Source organism: Parabacteroides chongii (assembly GCF_029581355.1).
GTDB lineage: Bacteria > Bacteroidota > Bacteroidia > Bacteroidales > Tannerellaceae > Parabacteroides > Parabacteroides chongii.
This window is the reverse complement of sequence record NZ_CP120849.1, coordinates 3,958,892-3,975,697: the sequence shown is the minus strand read 5'-3', so window position 1 is coordinate 3,975,697 and position 16,806 is coordinate 3,958,892. Positions and strand designations below refer to the sequence as shown.

Here is a 16,806-nt window from a genome sequence, read left to right as displayed (position 1 = left end):
TTATTTATTTTGTGTATGATCGTCCGGTGTCAACAGCCGGATCATTATATCGGTAACGAAAGGGATACGTTCCTGCAGGAACTTATCATATTCCCCGACATTGCCATCCATAAATATAGCAGTAACAGGATTTCGTATCAGCATCGGAAAAATCAGCAGGCTGACCAGGGTCGTTGCCATATAATACAGCGGCATTTTCTTTATCATGCCTCTCTCCATTTCGTCCACCAGTTGAGCATGCAGATGCATGATCGGCTCTATCCGTGGCAGATCTTTCAACACCGAGTGATAGATGTGTTCGGGGTCCCGCTGTAATTCGTTTAAGACGAAAATCGGGAATAAAGGATTTTTCTGCAGCGTATTCACATACCGTTTGATAATCTTCGGCAGCTTCTCCAGAAAAGGGAGTTTCTCATCAATAATAATACCCAGGTCAGGCAGCAGGCTGTCCATCAACTGGTCGAAAATCGCATCGAACAGCATATCCTTCGTGCGATAATAATAATGTAAAGCCGTACGCCCGATTCCTGCCTCGGCAGCCACGTCACCCATCTTTGTCGCTTCGTATCCTTTCCTCACAAAGACTATCTTTGCCGCTTCCAGGATTCGGTTCTCCATTGTGATTACTTCTTCTGTATCCATTGTATATCTTGTTTTTACTTCATTTGTCAATAGTGTCTGCCAAATATGTCTGACATTATTGTTTGACAGACGTGTCAAATGTAGTATAAAAAAATAAGGGTGCAACTATTACACCCTTATTTTAATATATTTTACAGAATCTTATTCTCCGTACTTCTTGGCAAGACCGCCTTCTGAAGTCTCTTTATACAAGCTGGGCAGGTCGTTACCGGTCTGACGCATTACTTCCACCACCTGGTCGAAACTAACCCGGTGCTTTCCGTCCGAGAAGTTCGAGAATGTATTTGCATCCAGCGCACGTGCTGCGGCAAAAGCATTACGTTCGATACACGGAATCTGTACCAGTCCGCAAACGGGATCACAAGTCAGCCCGAGGTGATGTTCCAATCCCATTTCGGCAGCATACTCGATTTGGGCAGGTGTTCCACCGAACAGCTGACTGGCAGCTCCGGCAGCCATCGCACAAGCCACTCCGACTTCACCCTGGCAACCAACTTCCGCTCCTGAGACGGAAGCATTCGTACGAACCACATTCCCGAACAGTCCGGCAGTCGCCAAAGCGCGCAGGATACGGGAATCGCGGAACTCACGCGTATCTTTTAGATGATACAATACAGCCGGCATAACCCCACAGGAACCACAAGTCGGTGCCGTCACGATCTTACCGCCGCAGGCATTCTCTTCGGAAACAGCCAGGGCGAAAGCATACACCATGCCACGGCTTTTAATACTGCTGCCATATCCCTTGGCACGTATCAGATAATCCGAAGCTTTCCGGCGTATTCCCAGACCTCCCGGCAGGATACCTTCCGCTTCCAGACCGTTCTGTACGGCTTTCTGCATCACCTCCCAAACTTCCGCCAGGTAATCCCATATTTCAGGACCTTCACATTGCTCCACATATTCCCAGTAAGAATGTCCGGTCTTTTCACACCAGGCCTGAATATCCTTAATGGTACTCATCTCATAGACCTGAGCTGTTTTAAGCTCGTTAAAACTTTCATTCGCCAGTGTTCCGCCACCGATACTGTACACCGTCCATGATTCCAGCTCTTCATCTCTTTCATTGAACGATTCGAATAACATACCGTTCGGATGGAACGGCAGGAAGACTTTAGGCTCCCAGATAATATTCGTTTTAGCAACAGGCTGCAACACTTCCAGAATGGCAGCATCGGTCATGTGACCTTTTCCGGTAGCAGCAAGACTACCATATAATGTTACGTTAAAGCGCACAGCTCCCCTGTTACGTTCCAGAAACATTTGTGCAGCACGCATCGGTCCCATCGTATGACTACTCGACGGACCATGACCGATCCGGTATATCTGTCTGATTGATTCCATTTCTCTTTTTCCCTAATTTTGTGTTTTCTATACTTTAAGAAATATGTTACGTTTATATAGCAGCCACAAAATTACATAAATAACCGATACGTTTGACAAGCTGATCAAAAAGGAATAATAATTGCCGAGATATTGCTCCAAACCATAAAATAAGGATTGTCCCAGGCAACTGAAATTAATGACATTTGCCAGCATATAAGCGACGATCGAGTTCATTCCGTATACTTTCAGCCAGGTGATATTCTTATTATATCCTTTATAATCTATCAGATAATAGAACAACCCCATCAACAAGAAGCAATAGCCGCTGCTCACCAGCACCATCGAACTGGTCCAGATCGTCTTGATCACCGGCATCTGCAATCCCCATAGCCATCCGGCAGCAACCATCGCCGCACCTGCTCCGAAATACCATTTCAGTTTATAGATATCGCTTGTTTTATCTTTGGCAATATAGCCTGCAAACAAACCGGTCAGCACCGTCACCCCAAAGTTCAGCGTACTTAATATCCAGGTATAGTAATATCCTCCGGCAAAAACGACTTCACCGTCCACCACTTTCGCTCCATCACGGAAACGTCCCAGTACGGTACGGTCTATCCATTCCGCCAGGTTTCCTTCGGGTGTATAATTACCTCCGCCATAACCGCCGACCGTGATAAACTGCATCGCCGCCCAATAGACAAGCAGCAAAGCTACCGCCACTCCTATCTGCGTCCGCCGGCTGGTATACAGAAACAATACAGCCGTGATCAGATAGCCGGCAGCGATCGACTGCAACGTATTTGAATATAGATAAATCCGATCCGGATCGAATCCCAGCAAATTACCCTGACACATCATACCGAATATCCACAGTAACAGGATACGTTTTCCCAGACGACGGAAAAGAGCTTTCTTATCGGAAACTCCTTTGTAGCGTGACAGCGCAAAAGGCATGGAAGCTCCTGACATAAAAAGGAATAACGGCATGATCAAATCCCAGGGAGAGAAACCCTCCCAATGTACATGGCTGAATGCCCACATACAATCGTTCAACCATCCCACATCAGCAGCCCTTGCCAATGAATGAGCCAACGGTCCCAATGCGACCAGAAAGAATAAATCAAATCCGCGTAAAGCATCAAGCGATTCCAATCGCTTGTAAGTAGTTTTTTCCATTTGTTATTATTTTAGACCTTTAAGAAAATACGTTGACGATACAGGAAATACAGGAATCCCCAGCAGACGGCAATATAGGCAACCGCCCCTAACAATGGCTGTGCCGTTTCAGGGAACAAACCGATGAAACCTCCGAAAATGGCATTCGCTGTAAAAGTGAAGTTAATGAATACTTGTGCCAGATAGATAGTAATCGAATTAGTTCCGATCACCGTAAAGAAAAGCGTCCATCCCCGGCATTCTTTCACATCGACAATATAATAGAATAGCGCAAACAAGATGGCAGAAATGCCTCCTACCGTACAAACGAACGAGCTGGTCCACAAATATTTATTAATCGGAAAGAATAATCCCCACAACAGACCGACCACCAACAGGCAGCCACCTGCAACCAACATATATCCTACTTTCTTCGTTTCGCTCAATCCTTCTTTACGTAGTTTTATAAATTCGCCGGTAAACATCCCCAACAAGGCGGTACCGATAGCCGGCAAAGTAGACAAAATACCTTCCGGATCATAATTACCTCCATGCAAACGTCCCGGCAACAGCAGCCGGTCGATATAGCAAGCCAGATTTCCTTCGCGCGTAAACAGTTCTGCCCCATTCCCGTCAGGTGCCGGAATAAACAGCAACAACCAGTAGCCGATCAAGATAGCCGCCACGATCCATACTCGTGTGATTGTCCGTGTATTGACAAAGATCAATGCACCGAACATCCATCCCAGACCGATACGGGCGAGTACACTGGCATAGCGTTGGGTCTCAAAATTCAGATTCAGCAATCCGTTATAAACGAATCCCAATACGACAAGCGTAATTCCACGCCGGACAATCTTCTTATAGATAGCCGCTTCCGACATGCCCCGCTCCCGCTGCTTCTCCAGTGAAAAAGGAAAAGAGATACCGGCAATGAACAAAAACAAAGGAAAGATAATATCCTCGAAAGTGAATCCCGCTCCCCATTTGGCATGGTTCATCTGGTCCGCCAAAGATTGAAAGAAAGGAGTAGGTATCAATGTCGCCAGCCCGACAAACAGGGCCCCGCCTCCCATAATAAAGAACATATCAAATCCCCGTAAAGCATCCAGCGACTGAAGCCGCCGGCTCTGTTTCTGTTTTTCCATGGTATTTAATTTAAATCGTATATAATTTAGAAATAAGTAAGCGCAAATATAGAAAATAATATAAGAACTGTCCTGCTTTTTCATTAGTTTTGCAGCCATTATGAAACAGCACTTAAAACCGATCATGTTCGTTGGCACTTGTTCCGATGCAGGAAAGAGTGTGATCAACGCTGCTTTTTGCCGCATCTTTAAACAAGATGGATATCAACCTGCTCCCTTCAAGGCGCAGAATATGTCGCTGAACTCCTTTTCCACCCCTGAAGGCGGTGAGATGGGGCGTGCCCAGGTGGTACAGGCAGAAGCGTGCGGTATTGTCCCGCATACGGATATGAACCCGGTTTTACTGAAACCGACCAACGATAAAAGCTCGCAGGTGGTCCTGAACGGTCGTCCGGTCGGCAACATGTCCGCCAAGGACTATTTCGGTGTGCAGAATCAGAAAGAAGCTCTTTTCAGAGAGGCCATCGAGGCATTCAAACGTCTGGAAGCCCGCTATAACCCGATCGTACTGGAGGGAGCCGGAAGTATCTCCGAACTGAACCTCCGCGACCGCGATATCACCAATATGCGCATGGCGATACAGGCGGATGCCTCTACCTATCTGGTAGCCGACATCGACCGCGGCGGCGTATTCGGTTCCGTTTACGGCACGATCGCCTTACTCAAACCTGAGGAACGGGCACAGATGAAGGGGATCATCATCAATAAGTTCCGCGGAGACGCATCTCTGTTCGAAGAAGGACGGACACTGTTGAAAGAGCTGACAGGAATCCCGGTCGTGGGTGTCATCCCCTGGTTTCGGGATATCAAGATAGAGGAAGAAGATTCGGTAGCGCTGGATATGAAAACGAATACCTGGCAGGACGGCAAGATCAATGTCGCCATTATCCTGTTGAAGCGTATGTCAAACTTCACGGATTTCGACGTACTGGATATGGACCCACGTTTCAATCCTTACTACACAAGCAATATAGACGAAATAGAAAAAGCGGACATTATCCTGTTGCCAGGGTCAAAGAATACTCTCGCCGACCTCCAAAGCATCCGCGCCAACGGTATTGCCGATGCTGTCGTTCGTGCATTCAAGAAAGGGAAAAAAGTGATCGGTATCTGCGGCGGCTACCAAATGATGGGTGCCCGCCTGGAAGATCCGGAAGGAATAGAAGGGAACATTCCTGCCGTGCCGGGATTAGGGTTACTCCCCCAATGCACCGTTATCGAGCAGGAAAAAGTAACGAAACAAAGCCGTTTCACCTTCCGTTCCGGTTCCCCAATGGCATGCAAAGGATACGAGATACATATGGGACAGACTGTCCTTTTCGGAAATGCTCCCGAAAGCCCGGTCGCTTTGCTCGAAGACGGCAGGAAAGACGGTTATTATCTGAACGACCGCTGCTGGGGCAGTTATATGCACGGCATCCTCGACAACCCGGAAGTACTCGACAACCTCGCCGAAGGTTTCAACAAGGAAACCGATTCCGCCCCATTCGATTATGCGGCATTCAAAGAAGAACAGTACGACAAATTAGCAGAACTGGTCAGGAGACATGTGGATATGGAGTATATTTATAGTACTTTATAATCTATATAAAATATCACCTCCATAACCCGTCATTTCCATGCACTAATTTCTCCACCTCTCCATATTGATCTTTTTTGAGTTGAAGGGAGTTGTAAGAACGGCGATAATTCAGGGAATGGATATCTGAACCGACAAAATCATAATGGCTGTTTTTCAGTAGAGAAACAGCTGTCTTATGAGATAACGGGCCATAGAAGCCCATTAAGGAAAAAATATTCAATTGAAATTTACATCCGTGCTCTTTTAGTTTCAGCAACTCGTTTATATTCCAAAAACCATAACGCTCAGGATGCGCCATTACAGGAATATAACCATTCAGTTGCATATCATACAGCTTCTCAAACAAATCTCCCGGAGCCTGCAAGCAGGAGACTTCCACAAGGACATGCTGCCCGTCATACGATAACAGTCCCTCCTCCATCCGCTCGTAGAAACATTCATCCAGCATATATTCGGCAGCCAGACGCATATCCACATGTATATGTGCACAACTTTCCCTGAAAGCCCCGAACCGTTCTTTCAAACTTACAGCACGGTTTTTCGTCAAATCAGCCATGATATGAGGCGTAAGGAATATACGTTCCACACCACGCTCTTCCAGGAAAGTCAGCATTTCCCTACTGTCATCCAAAGAGGAAAACCCATCATCCACCCCCGGCAACAAATGCGTATGAACATCTGTCATACCAGGCCATAACTCCTTCTTTCCGAAAAAAAGAGAAGAAAACAATGCACACATAAATATTTACTCTTATTGAATAATGAATCATACAAAAGTAGTCTAAAATAAACATTTAGCAAATTATTCTCAAACCAAGAACCTAACTTCTCTAATGTCACACCAAATGTCCACTGGCGGTATTTTATCCAATCACCGTATTTTCAAAATCTTTATATTTGTACCGATGCATTTAGTTAGTATCATAATAACTATAGATAATTATTATTTTACTGTTTATAAAGGAAAATGTCCAAAATGGTATTACTTGTGAAAGTGATGCCATTTTATTTTATAGAAACCTTTCGAATATGCATCATTCCCAATACGATCCACACAGAAAGAACAAAGGGGGCAGTCAGTGTTGTCAAACCAGCCTTCATACCTGCAATCTGTAGTAAGACTGACAATAAGATCGCAATCGTAGCCCATCCTGCACTTTGCCAGTTATTTCTTCCAAGCGCAATCCCGCACAAAACTCCATTATACCCTAATAAGCCGGCATTCAATACCTCATAATCCGTCCAAAACGGCAAAACAATTCCTATCGGCAGCAAGGCGCCCCAAACCGTATACAAAGCATCCCAACGGGAATTCACACAGATGGCTGCCAGGAAAAATAAACCCGACAAGACCGTTCCCCCCTGAAACATCACCTGCCCTACATTCAAGCTGAAAGCACGGAAAAGGTCAGCATGCGATTCTGCATCTGACGCTGCGGAAGGGAATAATAATGAAGGAAACAGAAACCTGCAGCCAACCAGCAGCAACCAGACGGAAAGAATAAAAGGCGCAGTAAAACCCGGTATTTTATTCCGGCAATTAAACCCATGGGCAATCCAGGTCGAAAGCACAGACCCAAATAACAGCAGCAACACAGAGCTCACCGTCACCGGCATAAATACACCTACAGCAATTCCCACGAGGGTTCCGTTAAATCCATATAAACCATCCTCAATCTCCTGTCGGTCGTATCCTAACAACCAGGCAGTCAGCGTACTGATAAGATTACCAACTACGGCCAAAACTGCCAACAGCCATGAATTACAAGCTATTCCGATCAGCATCAATAAACCGGAAAGCGCATTGTTCTGAAACATCACTTGCCCAATACCACGAGCTAAAAAAAAAAATACTGATACATAATTATTTAAGACGATTCACTCGGGCTACCTCATCCAGCTTCACGCATACGGTAGCTCCCAACTGTTCCAAATATAGTAATAAATGATTCTTCTTTATCTTCTTGACCTTTCCGGATACATGCTTCATGGCTCCCGCCAAAATTTCAACCTCTTCACCGGGGCAAAGGGCATGTTCGGCTGCCTGGTCCAGAAACTCCTGAATGGCATCTATCTCTTTCTGGCGGACTATCGCCGGTTTCTTGTTATAAAAGACAATACGGACAACGCCATAGACACGAAGCAAATCGCGCAATACATCATCGGGGCAACGGACAAAAATATAGGAATTAAACAATGGGACTTCAACTATTTTTACCCGGTCAGACCATACACGGGGTGTACGGTGCAATGGCAAAAAACATTCAACACCTAAAGCTTCAATGCGTTCTTTCACCTGTTTTTCTGCCCGGGGAGCAGTATATAGTACATTCCAGTTTGTAGTATTCAAAGGGGGTGTCATTATCTTTTTTTGTTTAAAGGCACAAATATAGGACTATTTTTCGTATAATTGCAAAACTGTTTGCGAACACAAGAATTTAATACCATGAATAGAAGAAGTTTTTTACAGAAATCAGCCATATCAGCGGCTGGCCTCGGTTTATCACCGTTATTCGGAAACGCTTACGGAACTGTTTACGGACAGGCGGCTCCGAGTAACAAAGTAAAAGTAGCCCTGATCGGATGTCGTTCGATGGGATTCTCCAACCTGAGCAATTTTCTGAAATATCCGGAAGTAGAATGTGTCGCCCTTTGCGATATCGATGACGAATGGCTGAACAAACGGGCTGCCGATGTGGAAAAAAGTACCGGAAAGAAGGTGCCCTACCTATATAAGGACTGGCGCAAGGTGATCGACAATAAGGATGTAGATGCAGTCATCATCGGAACGCCCGACCATTGGCATTGCCTTCCGACCGTTTATGCTTGCCAGGCAGGTAAAGATGTCTACGTCGAAAAGCCGCTCTCCAATACGATCGAAGAATGTAACCTGATGGAAAAAGCCGCCCGCAAATATAACCGGATCGTCCAAGTCGGACAATGGCAGCGCAGCGACCCGCACTGGGACGAAGCAGCCAACTACCTGAAAGCCGGAAATATCGGTCGTATCCGTACGGTAAAAGTATGGGCTTACCAGGACAGCAAACCGACATTGCCTGTTATTGCCGACAGCCCTGTTCCTGCCGGAGTAGATTATGACATGTGGCTCGGACCGGCTCCGAAACGTCCGTTCAATATCTACCGTTTCCATTATAACTTCCGTTTCTTCTGGGATTATGCCGGAGGACTGATGTCCGACTGGGGTGTCCATCTGCTGGATTATGCACTGGAAGGTATGGGAGCCGACCTGCCTGCTCGTGTTTGTTCCGGAGGCGGCAAGTTCGCTTATCCCGACGATGCGATGGAGACTCCCGATACATTGATGGCAACTTATGCTTACAAGGATTTCAATATAATCTGGGATCATGCCTGCGGAATCAATCACGGTCCGTTCGATAAGAAAGAGGGACTGGCGTTCTTCGGCGAAAACGGTACGCTGGTGCTCACCCGTGCCGGTTGGGAAGTTCTTCCCGTTATTGCCGGAAAAGAAGCACGCATGGAAGCTGTTCCGTTCAAAAAAGGCGAAGGGAAAGGATTGTATAACCATGTCGGGAACTTCCTGAGTTGCATCAAGAGCCGGGAATTGCCCCATGCCGACATTGCCATCGGTTCACGGGTAGCCAAGATGTCTCATCTGGCAAATATATCCTGCCGGCTGCAACGTGAAGTGCATTGGGATGATGCCAATAGCGTGTTTATCGGTGATAATGAAGCGACTGCCTTATCAAAGGCTTATTACAGGGCTCCGTGGGAATTGCCTAAATTGTAAAGAGGGAAAATATAATTCGCAGAAAACGTTCAGTATCTTTTGAAAATCAATTATTATATGTACATTTGTTCCATATACACGAACATATAAAATTGATATACCTAAATGAACAGCGTATATGCTAATTATTCGAGAGAAGACCTGATCGGCGAAATCGAGAGGTTGAAAGCGACAGGCTCCTCCGTTACTGATGAAAAAGCATATAGAAATCGTATTCTGACCAATGCTATTGCATTGAGGAAAACCTTCTCGGATGTTTTGTCATTATTAATGAAACCAGGAGAAAAGGACATTATCGACCGGTCTCTACTGATTGTCCTGAAGTTTTTTGATGTAGACAGGGTCTATATCGGAAATTACAAAAATGACGAATCGACTTTCGGCTTCACGCATGAAGTTACCCGCCAGGGTATTATCTCCATGCGTGAAGATCTTTTAGTCGGTATGTCCAAGGATGATTTTCCCTGGTGGATAAAAACAATCGACGATAAGAAAGACATTGTCATCAACGACATTGCTCAAATGCCGGAGGAGGCTGCAGCCGAACAAAAAATAGTCATGCTTCAGGATGTAAAATCACTGCTTGTGATTCCTATTTTTTTCGAAGGGAATATCAATGGTTTCATTGGTCTTGATTCAGTAAAAAAGTATCGCAACTGGACTGCACTGGATATTGAAAACCTGAGAATGCTTACCGATATCATATCGATCGCCATCGAACGCGAGATGGCGCAAGGGATGATGGAACATTCTATGAAACAGGTTTTGAAAAGTGAAGCCAAGTTTCAGATCATCTTCGACAAACTGCCCTGGGGGGTCGAGTTGTATGATGAAAAAGGCATTTTGCTGGATATCAATAATGCCGACCTGGAGATATTCGGAACGACACGCGAGGCTGCAATCGGTCTGAATGCGTTTGAGAATCCTAATATACCGGAATGGGCGAACGTTAAACTGAAAAACGGAGAAGATGTTGAATTTCTTCTGGAATATAACTTCGGCAAAGTGGCTGAAAAGAAATATTTCTCCAGCACGGTAACCAACCAAATCAAACATTTAAGGGTGAAAGGCGTTGTGCTGAAAGACCAGCAGGGCGAACAGCTCGGTTTTTTCTACATCGTCTTCGATGATACCGAAAATTACCACAAGACAGAGGAAATACAATATAACCTGACCAAGCTGAAAGCTGCCGTAGATACCGGCGAATCGGTTATTTGGGAATATGATATCGCAACAGACAGACTGTCGGTCGATTTCAGCCTGAACGACGATGTAGAAAGCAGTCTCTTCCTGACTTATCTGAAACAGGACAGATTCGGCTGTATTGCGGACTTTATCGAGACGTTGCATCCGGACGACAAGTACAAGGTTTACGACCGGCAGTTCAAACGTCTTCTCACCGGAGAGATCGATAAATACGTGTCGGTATATCGCAGGATATTCGATGGCAAGGTGTACTGGCTTAATTCAAATGTTCGTGCTTACAGATATTCTGAAGACGGGAAACCCAGTAAAATTATCAGCTATACATCCAACATTACGGATCAGCGCGAAATAGAAATTGAGTTATTGAAGGTAAAGGAAGCCGACAAGCTGAAATCTGCTTTCCTGGCAAACATGAGCCACGAAATACGTACACCGCTGAACGCAATCGTCGGCTTCTCCGACCTGGTGGCAGAAACGGACGATCCGGAGGATCAGGCTACTTACCTCGACATTATCCATAAAAATAATGACCTGCTGCTTAACCTGATCGGAGATATCCTGGACTTCTCCAAAATAGAATCGGGCATGCTGAAATACAATATCGAAGATGTCAACATCAGAGAGTTGTGCATGGAAGTATATATGGGAGCTACATTAAAGGTGAAGCCCGGAGTAAAACTTGTCTTCGACAGGAATTTACCACAGATTATCATACGAACAGACCCCCAACGGATCACACAGGTAATCACGAACTTCCTCAACAATGCGATTAAATTTACCGAGGAGGGCAGCATTACTATTTATTACGAGAAGATAATGGATACACTGAAGGTCAGCGTCCGGGATACCGGTATCGGTATTTCTGAAGAGAACAGGACACGTGTATTCGAGCGTTTCATCAAGATCAATGATTTTCATCAAGGGACAGGTCTTGGTCTGACCATCAGCAAAACGATCGTTGAATATCTAGGAGGTACCATAGGGGTAGACTCCGTGCAAGGCGAAGGTTCCACTTTCTGGTTTACTTTACCTTTACATTATAAAGGAACTCCCGTGAACTGAAAATAGAAAAGCCGGTTGAAGCAATTTTCAACCGGCTTTTCCATTTATACGGATATCTTTTTATTGAGGCATCGGAGCAGCTGAAGGAGGAGGTGTCTTTGTTCCCCATTCCTTATTGGCTTTCGGGCCCATCTCCAGTTCCAGCAAACCACCCTGTGCAATGTCGCTATGATTGAACCACGGCTGGTTCAGCACTTCACCGTTCAGGCGAGCAGACTGTACATATTTGTTTTCCGGAGAGGCATTATTCGCTTTGACCTCGAAGGTATTGCCATTACCCAGGTCGACCTTTACGTCCGTAAATACCGGGCTACCGATATTATAAGTCGGAGAACCTGGAGTAACCGGATAGAATCCCATCTGGCTGAATACCACGAAAGCAGACATACCGCCACCGTCTTCATCACCCGGAACACCCATTACGTCGTTACGGAACCATTGGTTCAACAACGTACGGATACGTTTCTGCGTCTTCCAGGGCTGGCCGGCATAGTTATACAGATACGGGATATGCAGGCTCGGTTCATTCGCCATCGAGAACATACCCACGTTACCGGTATGGTCGGGCAGGAAGGAATAGAAACTCCATTTAGACATTCCCAGCGGTTCGTTGAACATAGAATCGAGTGCCGAAGTGAAGACTTTGTCTCCGCCGATCATGGAAATCAGGTCGCCGATATTATGCTGTACGTCCCAGCGGTATACATAGCCGTTGTTTTCATCGTAGTAATCACGTGCACCCAGTCCACCGTCGTAACGGTAATCCATCGGTTCGATGAACTTGCCGTCCTTATCTTTCGGGTGGAAGAAACGGGTTTCCGGATTGAACACATTACGATAGTTGTACGATTCGCGCAGATAATGTTTAGCTTCGTCTGTCTTGCCCAGTTCGGCTGCGATCTGTGAAAGACACCACTGGTCGTAAGCAGTACCCAAGGTAACGGCTACCGGCTGGCGTTTCTCCCAAATAGAGACATTGGCTACGGTTTCTTTTTCGCCGGGCTTCAATGCCGGGATATAACCGTGTTCCTTATAGAAATCGTCCAGCCATCCGGCAGGAGCAGCAGACCAGGGAATCAGTGTTTTCTCTTCGATACCTTTCTTTGAGGCTATATAAGCCTTTTCGAGGTCGAAACCGCGTACGCCTTTCTTCCAGGCATCGATCACGGTTGCTACGGCATGATTGGAGTTCATACGACGGGAATCACCGGTTACTTCGGGGAAGGTAGGCATCCAGTTCGTACCCATCTGTTCCGCCATCAGCAGAAAGGAATTGATCATATCGCTTTCACGTTCGTTATCGATCAGGATACGCAACGGGTGGGTTGCACGGTAGGTATCCCAGATCCAGTCGTCGGTATAGAACGGACGACCGCCGTCTTCATGTATCTTGCCGTCGAAAGCACTGTAATAGCGTCCGTCTTCGCTCAGGTTGACCGGACGTTCGTAGCAACGGTACAGGGAAGTATAGAACACCACCTTGTCGTCTTCCGTTCCGCCTTGTGCCTGTATCTTGCCGAGGGCTTCGTTCCAGTCGTTACGGGCGATCTTGGCTACCACATCGACATCATAGGCTGCTATTTCACGTTCGAGGTTCTTCTTTGCCTGTTCTTCGCTGATAAACGAGATACCATAGCGGACACCCAGCTTCTTCACATCGTTTCCGTAAGAGAGGACAAGAGCTGCGTCCTTACCTTCTACTGATGTTTCGCCGTATTTCACGGTATTATCGCTTACTACGCCGCATTGCTGCGGGGTCTTATCGGTTTCAGCATACAGGTAAACTTTCGTTTTCCGGTCGACAAACTGGTAACCGCTGACGCTTTTGCCATCGCTCTTCAACTGTCCGTTACGGCTGTTGAAGATCAGATAGGCAGGACCTTCTCCTTCAAACGTAATGCCATATACGGCACTCTGGTGAGACGGGGCAAAGTCGACATCGATATTGTTGTCGTCCAGGTATACCTGATAACGATACGGATAGATCTTTTCCTGGTCATAGCTGTAGTTGATCACCGGCTTCAGTCCGGATTCTTCTCCCTGGTACGGGCTCAGGTTGAAAGCGGAACTTCCGCGATGGCTGGTCACGATGACTGGCAGTCCGCTTAACATATCTCCTGTAAAGTCAGCCCGCTCCGGATATACGCGCAGCATGCTGTTAGGCAGATGTACGGTCGGATAGGTCGGAACCAGCAGGTGACTGATATTTCCCATATACGGGTTCACATAGTCCACCGGACTTTTTTGCGGGGAAGACATTTCCCCGCCGGGGGTACAGGATGCCAGCAAGAATACAGAAGCCAGCAAAGCTATACCCGTTTTCACATTTTTGTTTACATTCATATACGTTTATTTCTTCTTTGTTTTACCGATCAGTTTGCTCAACCCCTCTTCATTGACAGAGAATGAATAAGGCAGATCTTCCGGATTGACACCTCTGTTCAGGTTAGGCTTGTCGCCCATTCTGATATCGAGTACGCCGCCTTTCAGCAGTTCGTTATGGTCGAGGTAGTTCTTGGTATAGTTCACGCCGTTGAACGACATCGATTCGATATAGATATTCTTGTCGCTGTTCTCCGGTGCGTTGATCACCAGGTTCTTGCCGTTTTCGAAATGCAATGTCGCCTTTTTAAATAACGGAGCGCCCAACACATACTGGGTCGTTCCTGGAGCAACCGGATAGAAACCGAGAGCAGAGAATACATACCAGGCAGAAGTCTGACCGTTATCTTCGTCACCACAATAACCGTCCGGTGTCGGAGTGTACATCTTGTTCATCACTTCACGCAACCAATACTGAGCTTTCCAGGGTTGTCCGGCATAGTTATACAGGTAGATCATATGCTGGATCGGCTGGTTACCGTGAGCGTAGTTACCCATGTTCATGATCTGCATTTCGCGGATTTCATGGATCACCTGACCGTAATAGCTGTCGTCGAACAAAGGCGGAACGGCAAATACGGAGTCGAGCATCATTACGAAAGAATCTTTACCCCCCATCAGGTCGATCAGTCCCTGCGGATCGTGGAAAACAGACCAGGTATAATGCCAGCTGTTTCCTTCTGTAAAGGCATCCCCCCATTTCAACGGAGAGAACGGAGCCTGGAAAGTACCGTCGGCATTCTTGCCACGCATCAGCTTGGTTTCCTTATCGTACAGGTTCTTATAGTTCATGGCACGCTTAGCGTACAGCTCAAGTTCTTTCTTCGGACGACCCAGTTCTTTCGCGATCTGGTAAATACACCAGTCGTTGTAGGCATATTCCAGCGTACGAGCTGCGTTCTCATGGATCTTCACATCGTAAGGCACATACCCCAGTTTGTTGTAATATTCATGTCCCAGGCGACCGGTAGAAGAAACGGTCGGATGTACATTCTCCGTACCATGGATCAGGCCTTTGTACATCGTTTCCAAATCGTCGACCTTCACACCCTTCACATAAGCATCCACCAGGATGGAAGCCGAATTGTTACCCACCATGCAACCACGATGTCCCGGACTTGCCCATTCAGGGAAGAAGCCGCTTTCCTTATAGGTATTGATCAAACCTTCCTGCATCTCCTTGTTCATCGACGGATACATCAGGTTCAGGAACGGAAACAGGGCACGGAACGTATCCCAAAAGCCGGTATCCGTAAACATATATCCCGGCAATACTTCACCGTTGTACGGGCTATAATGAACGACGTTTCCGGCTGCATCTATTTCATAGAATTTACGCGGGAACAACAGAGAACGGTACATGCAGGAATAGAATGTACGGTACTGGTCTAACGTACCGCCTTCCACTTCGATCTTACCTAGCACATCGTTCCAGGCTTGTTTACCTTTGGATACCAGGGTTTCGAAATTGTCGTTACCCAGCTCTTTCATATTGACGGCAGCCTGGTCGAAGCTGATGAACGAAGAAGCTACTTTGGCATGAACGATTTCTCCTTTCCTGGTCTTGAAACCGATCACGGCTCCCACATGCTTCGAAGTCTGTTCTTTTGCACCTTCTTTCAATGAATTGTCGGCAAAAGTAGCTTCGTAAGTGAAAGGTTTATCGAACTCAATAATGAAATAGTTCTTGAAATTATCAGGTACACCACCGCTGTTCTTGGTCGAATAGCCGATGATCTTGTTCTCTTCCGGAACGACTTTGATATAAGAACCGTTATCCAGCGCATCGACAACGATGTAGGAATGGTCGTTTTCCGGGAATGTGAAACGGAACAGAGCCGCACGGTCGGTCGGTGTCAGTTCGGTTATCACGTCATGGTCTGCCAGATAGGCTTTATAATAATAGGGTTTAGCCACCTCGCTCTTATGAGAGAACCAGCTGGCGCGTTTATCCTGGTCGAACTCGGGAGCACCTACTACCGGCATAATAGCAAACTGTCCGTAATCATTGATCCAGGGACTGGGTTGGTGGGTTTGCTTGAACCCGCGGATTTTATTTGCCGTATAGGTATACTGCCATCCGTCTCCCATTTTTCCTGTCTGTGGCGTCCAGAAGTTCATACCCCAGGGGCGGGCAATAGCAGGATAGGTATTTCCCGTCGACAACTCAAAACTGGACTGAGTTCCCATCAACGGCATTGCATACTCTACCGGATCGAAAGCATTCGTACCGGAAGCTGCCATAGCAGGCTTCCCTACCCACGCCATCATCGTGACCAAAGCGAGAGCCAATACATTTTTCTTATTCATGTTTTACTTATTTTTAGTTGATACATCACAAGTTTAAATTTAGCCAAATCATCAAATACATTATTCACACAAATATAAAGACAATCCGGTACAGATGGTACACAAATATATTTAATTCGCATACAAAATCACTGAAAGGGGCTCTTTTTATGAAAAAGGGAGGAGTAAACCTACTCCTCCCCTCCCTATCCGGATGATCCGGATACTCAAATACCAACTAA

12 protein-coding genes are annotated in these 16,806 nt (G+C 46.3%); 3 read left to right on the top strand and 9 right to left on the bottom strand.

All coding sequences use genetic code 11. The annotated features are described in order from the left end of the window. The 4 genes from P3L47_RS14810 to P3L47_RS14795 form a co-directional block, all read right to left on the bottom strand. Nucleotides 1-642: a TetR/AcrR family transcriptional regulator gene (locus P3L47_RS14810; RefSeq protein WP_277781298.1), complete on the bottom strand. Its 642-nt coding sequence runs from the start codon at nucleotides 640-642 to the stop codon at nucleotides 1-3. Nucleotides 643-783: 141 nt separating this feature from the next. Next, entirely contained in the window at nucleotides 784-1,986 is a 1,203-nt protein-coding gene (locus tag P3L47_RS14805; RefSeq protein ID WP_122363038.1) for an L-serine ammonia-lyase, read from the bottom strand. 27 nt (nucleotides 1,987-2,013) lie between these two features. Beyond that, the gene (locus P3L47_RS14800; protein ID WP_277781297.1) at nucleotides 2,014-3,147 is read right to left on the bottom strand and encodes an acyltransferase family protein; all 1,134 of its coding nucleotides are present in this window, start codon (nucleotides 3,145-3,147) and stop codon (nucleotides 2,014-2,016) included. Nucleotides 3,148-3,158: 11 nt separating this feature from the next. After that, complete coding sequence (locus P3L47_RS14795) at nucleotides 3,159-4,274, bottom strand: acyltransferase family protein (RefSeq protein WP_277781296.1); 1,116 nt, start codon at nucleotides 4,272-4,274, stop codon at nucleotides 3,159-3,161. Between the two features lie 100 nt (nucleotides 4,275-4,374). On the opposite strand from P3L47_RS14795, the gene P3L47_RS14790 reads away from it, so the two are divergent. Beyond that, nucleotides 4,375-5,856, top strand: coding sequence for a cobyric acid synthase (locus tag P3L47_RS14790; protein WP_277781295.1), 1,482 nt, complete (start codon nucleotides 4,375-4,377; stop codon nucleotides 5,854-5,856). 13 nt (nucleotides 5,857-5,869) lie between these two features. Here the strand turns inward: P3L47_RS14790 and P3L47_RS14785 are convergent, their stop codons facing one another. The 3 genes from P3L47_RS14785 to P3L47_RS14775 all read right to left on the bottom strand — a co-directional run bounded on the left by P3L47_RS14785 (nucleotide 5,870) and on the right by P3L47_RS14775 (nucleotide 8,206). Beyond that, nucleotides 5,870-6,595: a tyrosine-protein phosphatase gene (locus tag P3L47_RS14785; protein ID WP_277781294.1), complete on the bottom strand. Its 726-nt coding sequence runs from the start codon at nucleotides 6,593-6,595 to the stop codon at nucleotides 5,870-5,872. A 266-nt stretch (nucleotides 6,596-6,861) separates the two neighbouring features. Then, nucleotides 6,862-7,734, bottom strand: a complete 873-nt coding sequence (locus tag P3L47_RS14780; protein WP_277783708.1) for an urea transporter — start codon at nucleotides 7,732-7,734, stop codon at nucleotides 6,862-6,864. Continuing rightward, nucleotides 7,721-8,206: a UpxY family transcription antiterminator gene (locus P3L47_RS14775; protein WP_233577218.1), complete on the bottom strand. Its 486-nt coding sequence runs from the start codon at nucleotides 8,204-8,206 to the stop codon at nucleotides 7,721-7,723. The genes P3L47_RS14780 and P3L47_RS14775 overlap by 14 nt, the downstream gene beginning before the upstream one ends. 96 nt (nucleotides 8,207-8,302) lie before the next feature. Between P3L47_RS14775 and P3L47_RS14770 the strand changes: the two genes are divergently transcribed. Both P3L47_RS14770 and P3L47_RS14765 read left to right on the top strand, forming a co-directional pair. Beyond that, nucleotides 8,303-9,625, top strand: coding sequence for a Gfo/Idh/MocA family protein (locus P3L47_RS14770; protein ID WP_277781293.1), 1,323 nt, complete (start codon nucleotides 8,303-8,305; stop codon nucleotides 9,623-9,625). A gap of 105 nt (nucleotides 9,626-9,730) precedes the next feature. Next, nucleotides 9,731-11,893 carry a sensor histidine kinase gene (locus P3L47_RS14765; RefSeq protein WP_277781292.1) on the top strand — a complete coding sequence of 721 codons (2,163 nt, stop codon included), beginning with the start codon at nucleotides 9,731-9,733 and terminating at the stop codon, nucleotides 11,891-11,893. A gap of 60 nt (nucleotides 11,894-11,953) precedes the next feature. On the opposite strand, the gene P3L47_RS14760 is transcribed toward P3L47_RS14765, so the two are convergent. Further along, nucleotides 11,954-14,236 carry a GH92 family glycosyl hydrolase gene (locus P3L47_RS14760; RefSeq protein ID WP_277781291.1) on the bottom strand — a complete coding sequence of 761 codons (2,283 nt, stop codon included), beginning with the start codon at nucleotides 14,234-14,236 and terminating at the stop codon, nucleotides 11,954-11,956. A 6-nt stretch (nucleotides 14,237-14,242) separates the two neighbouring features. Beyond that, nucleotides 14,243-16,585 (bottom strand): GH92 family glycosyl hydrolase, encoded by a 2,343-nt coding sequence (locus P3L47_RS14755; RefSeq protein ID WP_277781290.1) that lies wholly within the window; start codon nucleotides 16,583-16,585, stop codon nucleotides 14,243-14,245. Nucleotides 16,586-16,806: the final 221 nt, after the last annotated feature.